General features: G+C 70.7%; 13 protein-coding genes. 4 read left to right on the top strand and 9 right to left on the bottom strand.

Annotated features, from left to right (window positions below; all coding sequences use genetic code 11):
• Positions 1 to 10: 10 nt before the first annotated feature.
• The 3 genes from OG741_RS24610 to glyA form a co-directional block, all read right to left on the bottom strand.
• A complete protein-coding gene (locus OG741_RS24610; RefSeq protein WP_405601296.1) occupies positions 11 to 592 on the bottom strand; it encodes a 2'-5' RNA ligase family protein in 582 nt (193 codons plus the stop codon).
• A gap of 126 nt (positions 593 to 718) precedes the next feature.
• The gene (gene trpS, locus OG741_RS24605; protein ID WP_405601294.1) at positions 719 to 1,732 is read right to left on the bottom strand and encodes a tryptophan--tRNA ligase; all 1,014 of its coding nucleotides are present in this window, start codon (positions 1,730 to 1,732) and stop codon (positions 719 to 721) included.
• A gap of 145 nt (positions 1,733 to 1,877) precedes the next feature.
• On the bottom strand, positions 1,878 to 3,146 hold the full coding sequence (gene glyA / locus OG741_RS24600; protein ID WP_405601292.1) for a serine hydroxymethyltransferase: 1,269 nt from the start codon (positions 3,144 to 3,146) through the stop codon (positions 1,878 to 1,880).
• Between the two features lie 325 nt (positions 3,147 to 3,471).
• Between glyA and rocD the strand changes: the two genes are divergently transcribed.
• The gene (rocD, locus tag OG741_RS24595) at positions 3,472 to 4,677 is read left to right on the top strand and encodes an ornithine--oxo-acid transaminase (protein ID WP_405601290.1); all 1,206 of its coding nucleotides are present in this window, start codon (positions 3,472 to 3,474) and stop codon (positions 4,675 to 4,677) included.
• A 289-nt stretch (positions 4,678 to 4,966) separates the two neighbouring features.
• Positions 4,967 to 5,821, top strand: coding sequence for a hypothetical protein (locus tag OG741_RS24590; RefSeq protein ID WP_405605744.1), 855 nt, complete (start codon positions 4,967 to 4,969; stop codon positions 5,819 to 5,821).
• Positions 5,822 to 6,051: 230 nt separating this feature from the next.
• Here OG741_RS24590 and OG741_RS24585 read toward each other — a convergent pair whose 3' ends face one another.
• Positions 6,052 to 7,452: a PLP-dependent aminotransferase family protein gene (locus tag OG741_RS24585; RefSeq protein ID WP_405601288.1), complete on the bottom strand. Its 1,401-nt coding sequence runs from the start codon at positions 7,450 to 7,452 to the stop codon at positions 6,052 to 6,054.
• Between the two features lie 47 nt (positions 7,453 to 7,499).
• Between OG741_RS24585 and OG741_RS24580 the strand changes: the two genes are divergently transcribed.
• On the top strand, positions 7,500 to 8,000 hold the full coding sequence (locus tag OG741_RS24580) for a carboxymuconolactone decarboxylase family protein (protein ID WP_405601285.1): 501 nt from the start codon (positions 7,500 to 7,502) through the stop codon (positions 7,998 to 8,000).
• A 35-nt stretch (positions 8,001 to 8,035) separates the two neighbouring features.
• Complete coding sequence (locus tag OG741_RS24575) at positions 8,036 to 8,767, top strand: isocitrate lyase/phosphoenolpyruvate mutase family protein (RefSeq protein ID WP_405601284.1); 732 nt, start codon at positions 8,036 to 8,038, stop codon at positions 8,765 to 8,767.
• Between the two features lie 276 nt (positions 8,768 to 9,043).
• Here the strand turns inward: OG741_RS24575 and OG741_RS24570 are convergent, their stop codons facing one another.
• From OG741_RS24570 to OG741_RS24550, 5 genes are all read right to left on the bottom strand, one after another.
• Positions 9,044 to 9,367 (bottom strand): hypothetical protein, encoded by a 324-nt coding sequence (locus OG741_RS24570; protein WP_405601282.1) that lies wholly within the window; start codon positions 9,365 to 9,367, stop codon positions 9,044 to 9,046.
• Positions 9,368 to 9,430: 63 nt separating this feature from the next.
• Complete coding sequence (locus OG741_RS24565; protein ID WP_405601280.1) at positions 9,431 to 10,384, bottom strand: ABC transporter substrate-binding protein; 954 nt, start codon at positions 10,382 to 10,384, stop codon at positions 9,431 to 9,433.
• A 35-nt stretch (positions 10,385 to 10,419) separates the two neighbouring features.
• Entirely contained in the window at positions 10,420 to 12,369 is a 1,950-nt protein-coding gene (locus tag OG741_RS24560; protein ID WP_405601277.1) for an ABC transporter permease subunit, read from the bottom strand.
• Positions 12,366 to 13,523: a glycine betaine/L-proline ABC transporter ATP-binding protein gene (locus OG741_RS24555; protein WP_405601275.1), complete on the bottom strand. Its 1,158-nt coding sequence runs from the start codon at positions 13,521 to 13,523 to the stop codon at positions 12,366 to 12,368. Before OG741_RS24555 ends, OG741_RS24560 begins: the two co-directional genes overlap by 4 nt.
• Positions 13,520 to 15,055, bottom strand: coding sequence for a GMC family oxidoreductase (locus OG741_RS24550; RefSeq protein WP_405601273.1), 1,536 nt, complete (start codon positions 15,053 to 15,055; stop codon positions 13,520 to 13,522). The genes OG741_RS24555 and OG741_RS24550 overlap by 4 nt, the downstream gene beginning before the upstream one ends.
• Positions 15,056 to 15,078 lie beyond the last annotated feature (23 nt).

The following is a 15,078-nucleotide window of genomic DNA, read 5'->3' as shown; positions in this document are numbered from 1 at the left end:
GGCAGCAGGGTCAGGGGGTGGCGGCCGGCTCGTCCACCGGGGCGCCCTGGGAGGGGACTGCCGCGATGCCGCCCCCGAAGGCGTACTCGTGCAGCTGGCGCCACACGCCGTCCGCGCCCTGCTCGTACAGCGCGAAAGAGGCGCACGTCCAGGCCGCCTCGTACTCCGACAGCTCCTCGTACGCCCGGTCCATCGCCTGCTCGGCGATGCCGTGCGCCACCGTCACATGCGGGTGGTACGGAAAGTGCAGCTCGCGCACCAGCGGCCCGGAGGCGTCCCGCACCCGCTTCTGCAGCCAGGAGCAGGCCGCCGCGCCCTCGACGACCTGGACGAAGACGACGGGCGAGAGCGGCCGGAAGGTTCCGGTGCCGGACAGCCGCATCGGGAACGGGCGGCCGGTCGTCGCGACCGCGGCGAGATGCGCCTCGATGGCGGGCAGCGCCTCGGCGTCGACCTCGGTGGGCGGGAGGAGGGTGACGTGCGTGGGGATGCCGTGCGCGGCGGGATCACCGAAGCCCGCGCGCCGCTCCTGGAGCAGGCTGCCATAGGGCTCCGGGACCGCGATCGAAACGCCGAGCGTTACGGTCCCCACGTCGTTCTCCTCAGTCGTCGGTGGCTAGGTGTGCAGCCGCCAGTGTGGCGGGTGCACCGCCGGTGTGGCCAGAGGCCTTGGACACAGTGCTGATTCGGTGATGAATCGGTACGCAACTGTGCGTACTCAGTGCTTCGCCGGCAGGAACCCCACCTTGTCGAAGGCCGAGGCCAGGGTCTCGGCGGCCACGGCGCGAGCCTTCTCCGCGCCCTTGGCCAGGATCGAGTCCAGCGTCTCGGGGTCGTCCAGATATTCCTGCGTACGGGTACGGAACGGAGTGACGAAGTCCACCATGATCTGGGCGAGGTCCGTCTTCAGTGCCCCGTACATCTTGCCCTCGTACTCCGCCTCCAGCTCGGCGATGGTCTTGCCGGTGAGGGTGGACTGGATGGTCAGCAGGTTGGAGATGCCCGGCTTCCCGGCGGGGTCGAAGCGGATGACGGTGTCGGTGTCCGTGACCGCGCTCTTGACCTTCTTGGCGGTCGCCTTCGGCTCGTCGAGCAGGTTGATCAGGCCCTTGGGCGTGGACGCCGACTTGCTCATCTTGATCGTCGGGTCCTGGAGGTCGTAGATCTTCGCGACCTCCTTGACGATGTGCGGCGCGGGGATGGTGAAGGTCTCGCCGAAGCGGGCGTTGAAGCGCTCGGCGAGGTCACGGGTGAGCTCGATGTGCTGGCGCTGGTCCTCGCCGACCGGGACCGCGTTGGCCTGGTAGAGCAGGATGTCCGCGACCTGCAGGATCGGGTATGTGAACAGGCCGACGGTGGCGCGGTCGGTGCCCTGCTTGGCGGACTTGTCCTTGAACTGGGTCATCCGGGACGCCTCGCCGAAGCCGGTGAGGCAGTTCATGATCCAGCCGAGCTGGGCGTGCTCGGGGACATGGCTCTGGATGAAGAGCGTGCAGCGCTCGGGGTCGAGACCGGCGGCCAGCAGCTGGGCGGCGGCGAGCCGGGTGTTGGCGCGCAGCTCGGCCGGGTCCTGCGGCACGGTGATCGCATGCAGGTCCACGACCATGTAGAACGCGTCGTGGGTCTCTTGCAGCGCCACGTACTGGCGGATGGCACCGAGGTAGTTCCCGAGGTGGAACGAGCCTGCGGTGGGCTGGATACCGGAGAGCGCGCGGGGTCGGTCTGAGGCCATGTTCATCATTCTCTCAGGTGCGGAACCGATCTCCGGCCGCCGGTGGTGGCCGTGCGGGGCGGTCGCGGTCAATGAGACGAGGAACACAGCGCGCCCGGGCGGCCGCCCCGCGGTTCGGGCGGGGCGGCCGCACAACGGAGAACAATCAGGCGCTCAGCCCCGGCGCCGGGAACGCCGCCATCAGCTCGGCCACCTCCGCGCGGATCGCGGCCAGCGCGTCCTCGTCACCCGCACCGGCCGCACTCACGCCCCGGTCGATCCACTCGGCGACCGCGGCCATGTGCTGCGTACCGAGACCGCGGGAGGTGAGGGAGGGAGTGCCGATGCGGACGCCTGAGGGGTCGAAGGGCTTCCTCGGGTCGTACGGGACGGTGTTGTAGTTGACGACGATTCCGGCCCGGTCGAGCGCCTTGGCAGCCACCTTGCCGGGGACGTCCTTGGGGGTGAGGTCCATCAGGATGAGGTGGTTGTCGGTGCCGCCGGAGACCAGGTCGAAGCCGCGGGCCAGCAGTTCGTCGGCAAGGGCCCGGGCGTTGGCGACGACCGCGTGGGCGTAGTCGCGGAAGGAGGGCTGGGCGGCCTCGTGAAGGGCGACGGCGATCGCGGCGGTGGTCTGGTTGTGCGGGCCGCCCTGGAGGCCGGGGAAGACCGCTTTGTCGAGGGCCTTGGCGTGCTCCTCGCGGGACATCAGCATCGCGCCGCGGGGCCCGCGCAGGGTCTTGTGGGTGGTCGTGGAGATCACGTCCGCGTGCGGGACCGGCGAGGGGTGGGCGCCGCCCGCGATCAGGCCGGCGATGTGGGCGACGTCGGCGACCAGGACGGCGCCGGACTCCCGGGCGATCTCGGCGAAGGCCGCGAAGTCGATGGTGCGGGGCAGTGCGGTGCCGCCGCAGAAAATGATCTTCGGGCGTTCCTTGAGGGCGAGCTCGCGCACCTCGTCGAAGTCGATGAGGCCGGTGTCGTGGCGTACGCCGTACTGGACGCCGCGGAACCACCGGCCGGTGGCGGAGACGCCCCAGCCGTGGGTGAGGTGGCCGCCCATGGGCAGGGCCATGCCCATCACGGTGTCGCCGGGATCGGCGAAGGCGAGATAGACGGCGAGGTTGGCCGGGGAGCCGGAGTAGGGCTGGACATTGGCGTGCTCGACATCGAAGAGGGCCTTGGCGCGGTCGATGGCGAGCCGTTCGACCTTGTCGATGTTCTGCTGGCCCTCGTAGTAGCGGCGGCCCGGGTAGCCCTCGCTGTACTTGTTCTGCAGGACCGTGCCGGAGGCTTCGAGGACGGCGCGGGAGACATAGTTCTCGCTGGGGATCAGGCGCAGGGTGTCGGCCTGAAGTTGTTCCTCGGCACCGACGAGTGCCGCCAGTTCGGGGTCCGTGGCGGCAAGGGCGGGGTGCGGCAGGGGAAGAGTCATCGTGTCCTCCGGGGCGATCCGTCTCGGTCGTGGTCCCGGGGTGCGCTCGGGGGTCCCTGGCCAGAGGCGGGTCACCCATGGCAGGGGGCGTGCGGCACCACACGGGACGTGTCCCGGGGTACCCAGGCGGGCGGCACCTCGTGTGATCTTCCGCGCGCGGTTCCCTCGGGGTCACTTCCCCGTACGCCAGTCGCCGTGCGTACTCTCCAGCCTAAGGGGTCGGCCTGACAGCAAGGTTTCTTCGTCCACCATTCGAGCGACGATAGAAACAGGGGCACACCCCGCCCCACGCCGGATGCCTTGTCACTACGTGAACGGAGATCCCGTGTCTGCAACGGAGAGCGCCATCGCCTCTGCGGAGGCCCACAGCGCGCACAACTACCACCCGCTCCCTGTGGTCGTCGCCTCGGCGGACGGCGCGTGGATGACCGATGTCGAGGGGCGCCGCTACCTCGACATGCTTGCCGGGTACTCGGCGCTGAACTTCGGCCACGGAAACCGCCGGCTGATCGACGCCGCCAAGGCGCAGCTGGAGAGGGTCACGCTCACCTCCCGCGCGTTCCACCACGACCGGTTCGCGGACTTCTGTACGCAGCTCGCCGAGTTGTGCGGCATGGAGATGGTGCTGCCGATGAACACCGGGGCGGAGGCGGTGGAGACGGCCGTGAAGACCGCCCGGAAGTGGGGTTACCAGGTCAAGGGCGTCCCGCAGAACCAGGCGAAGATCGTCGTCGCCGCCAACAACTTCCACGGCCGTACGACCACCATCATCAGCTTCTCCACGGACCACGAGGCGCGCGCGGACTTCGGTCCCTACACGCCGGGCTTCGAGATCGTTCCGTACGGGGACCTGACCGCGCTCGAGACCGCGATGAGCGCGAACACCGTGGCCGTGCTGCTGGAGCCGATCCAGGGCGAGGCCGGGGTGCTGGTGCCGCCGGCCGGGTATCTGCCGGGGGTCCGTGAGCTGACCCGCGAGCGGAACGTGCTCTTCATCGCTGACGAGATCCAGTCGGGCCTCGGGCGGACCGGCAAGACCTTCGCCTGCGAGCACGAGGGCGTCGTGCCCGACATGTATGTGCTGGGCAAGGCACTCGGCGGAGGTGTCGTCCCCGTGTCGGCGGTCGTCTCCTCCAGCGAGGTGCTCGGCATCTACCGTCCCGGCGAGCACGGCTCGACCTTCGGCGGCAATCCGCTGGCCTGCGCGGTGGCCCTCGAGGTGATCGCGATGCTGCGCACCGGCGAGTTCCAGCAGCGCGCCACCGAGCTGGGCGAGCATCTCCACCACGAGCTGGGCCTGTTGACGGGCGGCGGCGCGGTGGAGGCGGTGCGCGGCCGCGGGCTGTGGGCGGGCGTCGACATCGTGCCGAGTCATGGCACAGGCCGGGAGATCTCCGAGAAGCTGATGGACCGCGGGGTCCTGGTCAAGGACACCCACGGCTCGACGATCCGGATCGCGCCGCCGCTGGTGATCAGCAAGGAGGACCTGGACTGGGGTCTGGACCAGCTGAGGGCGGTCCTGGGCGCGTAGCGACTCGTCCTTGCCCCGCCGTTCTGCCGCACCCGTGGCATCGGGTGCGGCAGCGGCTGGGTTCCTGCGTCGCCGCGATGTGCCGGAGCCTTCGCCCTCGGTCTTGCCGGCGATCGCACTCCACGATCGCGGACTGAGCAATACGAGCGCAGCAACGGACGTATCGACGCCATCCTTGCCGGGATCCCGCGGCAGGACCCTGACATCCCGTTACAGGAATCTGACCGCCGGGCCGTTCGGACGGCGTCGGGACCCGAGGTGCCTCTACAGTCGCTTTGTGCTCTTCGGGATGATCTGCGCGCTCGGTTCAGCGGTCTGCTACGGCACGGCCTCGGTCCTCCAGGCCATGGCCGCCCGCGCCGCGGAGCCGGGCACCGGCTCGGGGGTCGACCCGGGGCTGCTGCTGCGCTCGCTGCGGCAGTGGCGTTATATCGCCGGACTCGGCCTGGACGGCCTGGGCTTCGTCCTCCAGATCGTCGCGCTGCTCTCCATCCCCATCTACGCGGTCGGCGCGGCGCTCGCCGCCAGCCTCGCGGTCACCGCCGTCGTCGCCGCCCCGCTGCTCCACGTCCGCCTCAGCGGAATCGAATGGGCGGCGGTGGCGGTGGTCTGCGCCGGGCTGGCGATGCTGGGCCTCGCGTCGGGCGAAGAGGGCGACCGCGCCGGAACGGACGCGCTGCGCTGGTCGATGCTCGGCGTCGCGCTCGCCGTGCTCCTCCTCGGCGCCGCGGCGGGCCGCCTGCCCGACAAGTCGCGCGCCCTGGTACTCGGCCTCGGCGCGGGCTTCGGCTTCGGCGTGGTCGAGGTCTCGGTCCGCCTGATCGACTCGCTCGCGCTGCCGGGCGTACTGGCCAATCCGGCGCTGTACGCGCTGCTGCTGGGCGGCGGCGCGGCGTTTCTGCTGCTCACCTCGGCGCTGCAGCGCGGCTCCGTGACGACCGCCACGGCGGGCATGGTGCTCGGCGAGACGATCGGCCCGGCGCTGGTGGGGGTGGTGTGGCTGGGCGACCGGACCCGGGAGGGGCTTGAGTGGCTGGGGATCACGGGGTTCGCGGTGGCGGTTGCGGGCGCGCTGGCGCTGGCGCGCTTCGGTGAGCCTCCGGCGCCGGCGCGGGTGGAGGAGCCGGTGGCGCGGGGGGCGTGAACGGTTCCGCCTGCGGCGGGCTTTCACCCCACCCCGCCCCTTCCCGAACTGGGGGCAAGCCCCCAGACCCCCGTACGCGCTTCGCGCGTGTCCTCAAACGCCGGACGGGCTGAATAATTCAGCCCCTCCGGCGTTTGAGGAGCGGGGTCCGGGGCGGAGCCCCGGTTAAGGGAACGGGCGGGGTGGGGAACAAGCCCGCCGCAGGCGCTCCAGGCGGCCCCGACGAGAAGTTACTGCAGCGCGCGGCACAGCGCGTCCAGCGTGCCCGCCCACGCGCTGTCCGGCGGCGTGCCGTACCCCACCACCAGCGCATCCCGCCCCCGCGCCGCCTCCCCGTGGCGGAAGCGCGAGACGCCCTCCACCGCCAGGTTCTGCCATGCCGCCGCCTGGATCACGGAGTGTTCCGTGCCCGGCGGGAGTTCGAGCACCGCGTGGAGCCCCGCCGCGATCCCGCTGACCCGGATGTGCGGCGCCCGCTCCGCCAGTGCGGCGACGAGCTGGTCGCGCCGTCTGCGGTAGCGCAGCCGCATCCCCCGTACATGACGGTCGTACGCGCCGGACGCGATGAACTCCGCGAGCGTCAACTGGTCCAGCGCGCTGGAGACCCAGTCGACGGAGCCCTTCGCCTCCAGCACGTCCCCCACCAGTTCCTCGGGCAGCACCATCCAGGCGAGCCGCAGCCCCGGGGCGAGCGATTTGCTCGCCGTCCCCATGTAGACGACGCGGTCCGGGTCGAGTCCCTGGAGCGCGCCCACCGGCTGGCGGTCGTAGCGGAACTCCCCGTCGTAGTCGTCCTCCAGGATCAGCCCGCCCGTCCCGCGCGCCCAGTCGACCGCGGCCGCGCGCCGGTCGGGGTGCAGTGCGACGCCCATCGGGAACTGGTGCGCCGGTGTCAGCAGCACCGCACCGGCTCCGCCCCGGGCGCCCAACTCGTCCGTGCGGGTGCCCAGTTCGTCGTACGGGAGCGCGGACGTGCGCAGCCCCGCCTCGGTCAGCAGATTCCAGTGCACGTCGAGTCCGTACGACTCGACGGCCACCTCGCGTACGCGGCGCCGCCTGAGCACCTTTCCCATCAGCATCAGGCCGTGGACGAAACCGGAGCAGATGACGATCCGCTCGGGGTCCGCGTACACGCCGCGCGCCCGCGCCAGATAGTCGGCCAGTACGGTCCGCAGCTCCACGCGTCCGCGCGCGTCCCCGTATCCGAAGGCGTCGTGCGGCGCCGCCGTCAGCGCGCGGCGGGCCGCCTTCAGCCATTCGGCGCGGGGGAAGGAGGCGAGGTCGGGGCTCCCGGCCATCAGGCTGTACTGCGGTCCGCCGCGGGCCGGCCGGGTCCGCGGTGCCCCCGTCGGCGGCTTCCTCGGCGCGGCCCGCCGGGCGACACGCGTACCGGAGCCCTGCTGCGCCGTGAGCCACCCCTCGGCGACGAGCTCTGCGTACGCGTCGGCGACCGTATTGCGGGCGATCCCCAGGTCGGCGGCGAGCGAACGCGAGGACGGCAGCCGTGTCCCGGGCGTCAGCCGTCCCGTGCGCACCGCCTCCCTCAAGGCGTCCATGAGTCCCGCGCGCAGCCCGGAACCACGCAGCTCGAGATGCAGGTCGGCGCCGAAAGTGGCCCAGGAATCCGTCATGGAGATGGACCATACTCCTGCGCCGCATACGCACTAGATTCGTCCGCATGACTCCGAACGAGAGCCAGTCCCACGCCCCCGAGCACACCCCCCGACTGCCATGGGCGCAGCTCGCCCCCGAGGTCTACAAGGCCATGGCCAAGCTGGACGCGGCCGCCCGGCAGGGCCTCGACCCGGTCCTTCTCGAACTGGTCAAGATCCGCGCCTCGCAGATCAACCACTGCGCGTTCTGCCTGGACATGCATACCAAGGACGCGTTCGCGGCGGGCGAGTCGGTGGAGCGGATCATCCAGCTCAGCGCGTGGGAGGAGTCGCGGCACTTCTACACCGAGAAGGAGATCGCGGCGATCGAGCTGACGGAGGCCGTCACGGTGCTGACCGACGGCTTCGTGCCGGACGAGGTGTACGAGAGGGCCACCAAGCACTTCGACGAGGCGGAGCTCGCGCAGCTGATCTCGGCGATCACCGTCATCAACGCATGGAACCGCCTCGCCGTGAGCACGCGCATGGTCCCCGGGCACTACACGCCCGGCCAGTTCAAGCACTGAACCGCGTACGAGCAACGACCAGACCGGGGTATCCGATGACCGTTGAAACCTTCCGTTCCCTCCACCACGACCGCGTGCCCGGCGATCCCCTCGTCCTGCCGGGACCGTGGGACGCGGCCAGCGCGCTCGCCTTCGCGGAGGCGGGTTTCCCGGCGCTCGCGACACCGAGTGCGGGAGTCGCGGCGTCCCTCGGCTACGAGGACGGGCAGACCCCGGCCGACGAGATGTTCGCGGCCGTCGCCCGCATCACCCGCGTGGTGAACATCCCCGTCTCCGCGGACATCGAGGACGGCTACGGCCTGCCTCCGAAGGAGCTGGTCACCCGGCTTCTCGACTCCGGCGCCGTCGGCTGCAACCTGGAGGACTCCGACTCCCGGACCAAGACGCTCAAGGACCCCCGGCGCCACGCCGACTGGCTCGCCGAGGTCCGCGCCGCTGCCGGCGACCGCCTGTTCGTCAACGCCCGGGTCGACTCCTTCCTGCGCGGAGTGAGCGACCCGGCTGAGGCGATCACGCGGGCGCGGCTGTACGCGGCGGCGGGGGCGGACTGTGTCTACCCCTTCGCGGCACCCCCGGAGCAACTCCCCCTGCTGCGCGAGGAGATCGACGTCCCGATCAACGTCGCACCGCTGCCGGGCAGCCCGGGGATCGCGGAACTGGGGCGGTTGGGGGCGACGCGGGTGACGTTCGGGCCGTATCTGCAGCAGCAGGCGATGGTGGCGGTGCGGAAGCTGGCGGAGGGACTGCGCGGGGGCCGCGCGGACTAGCCAGGGGCACCTGCGGCGGGCCTGTTCCCCACCCCGCCCTCCCCCCTACGGCCTGGCGGCCGTGGGAGGTACCCCCATCCCGAACTGGGGCTCCGCCCCAGACCCCGAACGCCCTTCTGGGGGTCCCCCCCACGCCCGCAGGGCGTAGGGGGAGTGTCCTCAAACGCCGGACGGGCTGGATATGCGGCCCAGCCGCACATTTCAGCCCCGTGGGGGTCCCCCCGGACGAAGTCTGGGGGAGTTTGAGGAGCGGGGGTCCGGGGGCGGAGCCCCCGGTTACCCCGCGTCCGCCTCCTTCGCGAACTCCACCGCCGCCAGCAGGCTCAGCCCCGGCTGCGCCTGGCGCAGGGCCTTGATCGCGGGGATCGCGTAGGCCGGGCCCTCGATGCCCGCCGCGTCGAGCTGCTGGCGCACCCACCGGCCGCGCAGTTCGGCAGCGGAGGCTTCCGACGCCTCGGCGATGATCGCGGCGGCGCGCTCCAGGCCGGGGCGTTCCTCCGGGGTGGCCGTGGACAGCGCGGCGCGGACGGCATCGAGAATGCCGTCCGCGTCACGCACAACGAGTACGGAGAGTTCGCGCTTGCCGGATCCGAAGAACATGCAGGGATCTTCATCCGCGAACCCCCGTTCACTCAAGCGAGTTGAGCAGACTCAGAGCTCGGGTCACTTCTTCGGGAGCCACGCCTTCCACGTCGCCTCGTTCGCCTTGACCCACTTCTCGGCCGCCGCCTCCGGCGCCATCTTCTCGCCCGCGATCATCAGGGCGACCTCGTTCTGCTGCTCGGTCGTCCACTTGAAGTTCTTCAGGAACTCGGCCGCCTCGCCGCCGTTCTTGGCGAAGTCCGCGTTGAGGTACTTCTGCAGCGGGGTGTTCGGGTACGCGCACGCGATCTTCTTCGGGTCCGCGTCACAGCCCGCCTTGTACTCCGGCAGCTTGACCTCGACCATGTCGACCTGCGCGTTCAGCCACTGCGGGGTCCACCAGTACGTCAGGAAGGGCTTCTGCTCCTTCGCGTACTTCTTGATCGCGGTGATCTGCGCGGCCTCGGAACCCGAGTAGTTGGTCTTCAGATTCAGCTTCAGGTTCTTGATGAGCGCGTCGTCGTTGGTGACGTAGTCCGGGGAGCCCTCAAGGATCTCGCCCTTGTCGCCGCTCTCGCCGGTCTTGAAGTCCTTGGCGTACTTGTTGAGGTTCTTGTAGTCCGTGACGTCGGGGTGCTTGTCCGCGAAGTACTTCGGCACGTACCAGCCGATGTGCCCGGTCACGCCGAGGTCGCCGCCCTTGACGACGGTCTTCTTCGTCGTCAGGTACTGCTTCTCCTCCTTGGGGTGTCCCCAGTCCTCCATGATCGCGTCTATGTCGCCCTTGGAGAGCGCGTCCCAGGCGAGAACCTCGCCCATCTGCTGGGTCTTGACGGTGTAGCCCAGCTCCTTCTTCAGGATGTACGCGGCGACGGCGGTGTTGGCCTGGGCGCCGACCCAGGAGGGGACGGTCAGCTTCACGGTCTTGTCGCCGCCGACCGCGTCCTTCTTTCCGGTCTCCGCGGCGCCGCACGCGCTGAGGGTGAGGACGCCGAGGGCGCCGATGACAGCAGTGGTGGTTCGAAGAATGCGCATGGTGCTCTCTTGCTCCTGTTACTGAGGGACGGGGTTCAGTCGGTCTTGCGGGCTGCGGGCTGCGTGATCCGGTCCAGTACGAGACCCAGGCAGACGATCGCGACTCCGGCGGTCATGCCGATGCCCATGTCGCCCCGGGACAGGCCCTTGACGACGTCGTAGCCGAGGGCTCCGCCGCCGACCAGGCCGCCGACGACGACCACCGCCAGCACCAGCACGACGCCCTGGTTGACGGCCAGTTGCAGTGCGGGGCGGGCCAGGGGCAGCTGGACCTGGAGGAGTTGCTGGCGGGTCGAGGCACCCAGCGAGCGGGAGGCCTCCAGCGCGGCCGGGTCGACCTCGCGCAGGCCCTGGGTCGTGATGCGTACGACGGCGGGCAGCGCGTACACGACGGCCGCGATGATCGCCGAGGCCCGGGTGACACCGAACAGCGCGACCACCGGGATGAGATACACGAACTGCGGCATCGTCTGCATCGCGTCGAGCACGGGCCGCAGCCAGCGTTCGAGCCGCCCGGCCCGCGCGCAGAAGATGCCCGCGAGCACACCGAGCGCCAGCGTGAGCACGAGCGCCGCGAGCACCTGCGAGAGCGTGTCCAGGGACTTCCCCCACACCCCGAGGACGCCGATCGCGCCCATCGACAGCGTGGCGGTGAGCGCGGTCGCCCAGGTGCCGACGAGCCAGGCGACGGCCGCGACCAGCAGCAGGAGCGACCACCAGGGGAGCCAGACCAGGGCGTCGCGCAGGGGGTTGAGGATCCAGAGGGTGAACTCGCGCGACCAGACCTCGGTGAAGGTGAGGTTCTCGGTGATCCACTCCTGCGCCTTGTTGACGGGCGAGGAGATGTCGTACGTCCAGCCCTCCGGCCATGCCCTGCCGATGGCGAGGCCGGCCAGCGCGGCGGCAATGACGCCCCCGAGCACCAGGGCCCAGGCCGAGCGGCCGTGCAGCAGCCCGCCGCCGGGAGTGCCTTCGCCGAGACGGTCGCCCGCGGCCGCCGTCGTACGGTCCAGCCAGATCGCGATCAGCACGATCGGGATGCCCGCGGCGAGCGCCTTGCCGACGTCGACCGTGGACAGCGCCGAGTACACCGCTTCGCCCAGGCCGCCGGCCCCGACGAGCGCCGCGATGACGACCATCGAGAGCGCCATCATGATCGTCTGGTTGAGTCCCAGCAGCATCTGCTTGCGGGCGAGCGGGAGCCGCGCGGTCCGCAGCCGCTGCCAGCCGCTCGCGCCGAGCGACGCCGAGGCCTCCAGCACTGCCGGATCGGCGCCGCGCAGCCCGAGCGCCGTGAGGCGGGCCATGGGCGGGGCGGCGTAGATGACGGTGCAGAACAGCGCGGCGGGCGTGCCGGTCCCGAAGACCAGCACGAACGGCAGCAGATACGCGAACGCGGGCAGCACCTGCATGGTGTCGAGCACCGGCCGCAGCACCCGGTCGACGCGCGCCGACAGCCCGGCCGCGAGCCCGATCAGCACGCCCAGCAGGGCGGCGACCGCCACGGAGACCACCATCAGCGCGATGGTGATCAGCGTGGCGTCCCACATCCCGAGCAGCCCGCACACGGCGAACGCCCCGAACGCGGTGGCCGCCACCTTGATCCCGCGCCGCCCGAGCCCGGCGGCCCGCCAGGCGAACAGCACCCCGGCGACCATGACGCCCAGCCAGCCCATGGAGTCCAGGAAGCCGTAGACGGCGTCGACCGAGTCGGTGGCGGCGTTGGAGAAGTGGAGCAGGAAGTAGAGGAAGAGGGGGTGGGTGTCACGGTTGTCGATGACCCACTTGTTGGCGTCGTCGAGGGGACCCGAGACGTCGACGGTCAGCCCGGCGGGCCAGCTGCCGCTGCCCCACAGGGCGATGCCGAGGGGTACGAGTACCAGCGCGGCGAGGCCCAGCGCCAGCAGCTTGCGCTGGAAGGGGTTCTTCAGGAGGGCGCGCAGAGCGGGCGTTTCCTTGGCGGGGGCGGTGGCGACGGCCGTCATGCGACCACCGCCTTGTCGGTATGCGCGCCGCGGTCCAGACCCGCCACCACGTTCAGCAGACCCGCGTGGTCCACGACGCCCACGCAGCGGCCCGCCTCCATGACCCGGACGGGGGACCCCGTGCGGGCCACGGCCTCGATCGCCTCGAAGACCGTCGCGCCGGGAGCGATCGCCGGTCCCGCGTCCGCCTCGCCGCCGTCCGCCGGGCGCATGGCGGTGCGCACGGTCATCACCTGCTCGCGCGGCACATCGCGGACGAAGTCCCGTACGTAGTCGTCGGCGGGCGAGCCGACGATCTCCTCGGGCGTGCCCAGCTGCACGATCCGCCCGTCCCGCATCAGAGCGATACGGTCGCCCAGCTTGAGCGCCTCGCTCAGATCGTGCGTGATGAAGATCATCGTCCGGCCCTCCTCGTGGTGCAGCCGGATGACCTCCTCCTGCATGTCGCGCCGGATCAGCGGGTCGAGCGCGCTGAACGGCTCGTCGAAGAGCAGCACTTCGGGGTCGACGGCGAGCGCGCGGGCGAGCCCGACACGCTGCTGCTGACCACCGGACAGCTGGCCCGGCCTGCGGTGCTCGAGTCCTTCGAGCCCGACCTTGGCGACGACCTCGGCCGCCTTGGCCCGGCGCGCGGCCTTGCCGAGGCCCTGGATCTCCAGGCCGTACGCGACGTTGTCGAGCACCGAGCGGTGCGGCAGCAGGCCGAAGTGCTGGAAGACCATGGACGCGCGGCGGCGGCGCAGTTCGCGCAGCCGGGCCGTGTCCATGGAGAGCACGTCCTCGCCGTCGATGGCGATCGCCCCGGACGTCGGCTCGATCAGCCGGGTCAGACAGCGTACGAGGGTCGACTTGCCCGAGCCGGAGAGGCCCATGACGACGAAGACCTCGCCCTTGTGCACATCGAAGGAGACGTCGCGCACGGCGGCGGTGCAGCCGGTACGGGCGCGCAGCTCGGCCGGGCTGAGCGCGCCGAGTTCGGCGTCGCCGGGGATGCGCCCCGCCTTCGGGCCGAAGACCTTCCACAGGTCGCGTACGGAGAAGACGGGCGGCGCACTGCCGTCGCCGGCCTTCTTGGTCACGTCCACGTCCACCGCCTCGTCCACCGTCTCGTTCACGGTCACGTTCGCGGTCTTGTCCACTGCTTCGGACTTCATCGGAGTTCACCCCTCTCGTCGGACGCCGCCGCAAGCAGCTCGGCGCATTTCTCTCCCACCATCAGGACCCCGATCATCGGGTTCACGGCGGGCATGGTCGGGAAGACGGACGCGTCGGCGATACGGATGCCGTCGAGTCCCCGGATCCTCAAGTCCGGTTCCACTACCGCGAGTTCATCGGTCGTAGCACCCATTCGGCAGGTGCCGGCCGGGTGGTAGACGGTGTGCGCGACCTTGCGCGCGTACTCGCTGATCGCCTCGTCGGAGGTGACCTCGGGCCCCGGGCAGACCTCACGCTTCAGCCAGCCCGCAAGCGGCTGGGCCCGGGCGATCTCGCGGGCGAGCTTGATCCCGTCGACGAGGGTCCGGCCGTCGTAGTCGTCCTCGTCCGTGAAGTAACGGAAGTCCAGCGCGGGCTTCACATCCGGATCCGCGCTGGTCAGATACAACCGGCCGCGGCTGCGCGGCTTGGGGATGTTCGGCGTCATCGACACCCCGTGCGCGGGCCGCTCATAGCCCAGCCGCTCCGGGTTGTCGGTGAACGGTATTTGGTAGAAGTGGAACATCAGGTCGGGCCCCTGCGTGTCCGGATCGCGCCGTACGAACAGGCCCGCGTCGCTGTCCATCGCCGAGTTCTCGGGGATGGGTCCGTGCGTCTCCCAGACGATCACCGACTCCGGATGGTCGAGCAGGTTCTCGCCGACGCCCGGCAGATCGTGCACGACAGGAATGCCGAGAGCTTCCAGGTCGGCGCGCGGTCCGATGCCGGAGTGCAGCAGCAGCCGCGGGGTGTCCACCGCGCCCGCGCAGACGAGCACTTCGCGCCGGGCACGGACGACCCGCTCCTCGCCGTCCTTGGTCCGCACGTGCACGCCGGTCGCCCGGGTGCCCTCGAGCTCCAGCTTGTACGCCCAGGTCTCCAGGGCGATGTGGAGGTTCGGGCGGTCGAGGAAGGGGTGCAGATACGCGACGGAGGCGGAGGAACGCTTGTTGTTCTCCGGGTGGTACGCGAGGTCGAAGAAGCCGACGCCTTCGTGGAAGGGCTTGTTGTTGAAGCCCTCGACGCGCGGGACGGAGAGCGCGCTGTGGGCCGCGTCGACGAAGTCGCGGGCGATGGCGTTACGGTCCTTCTCGTCGACCGTGACGATGTTGTTCCGCAGCCGGTCGAAGTACGGGTCCATGGCGGCCGCGTCCCAGCCGTCGGCCCCGGCCGCCGCCCACTCGTCCCAGTCGGACGGCAGTGGCCGGAAGGCGATCAGGGTGTTGTGGGAGGAGCAGCCGCCCAGCACACGGGCGCGGCTGTGCCGGATGTGGGAGTTGCCGCGCGGCTGCTCGGTGGTGGGGTAGTCGTAGTCGAGTTCGCCGCCGAGCAGCCCCATCCAGCGCCGCAGGGTCAGGACGTCGTCGCGACCGACATCGCTCGGGCCGCCCTCGATGACGGCGACGGTGATGTCCGGGTTCTCGGTGAGCCGGGATGCGATCACCGATCCGGCGGTGCCGCCTCCGACGACGACATAGTCGTACGTGGTCATGTGTTCGTTCTCCAACTCAGCCC

The sequence above is a fragment of the Streptomyces sp. NBC_01410 genome (genome assembly GCF_045040195.1).
Taxonomy (GTDB): domain Bacteria; phylum Actinomycetota; class Actinomycetes; order Streptomycetales; family Streptomycetaceae; genus Streptomyces.
This window is presented reverse-complemented; position numbering and strand designations above follow the sequence as displayed.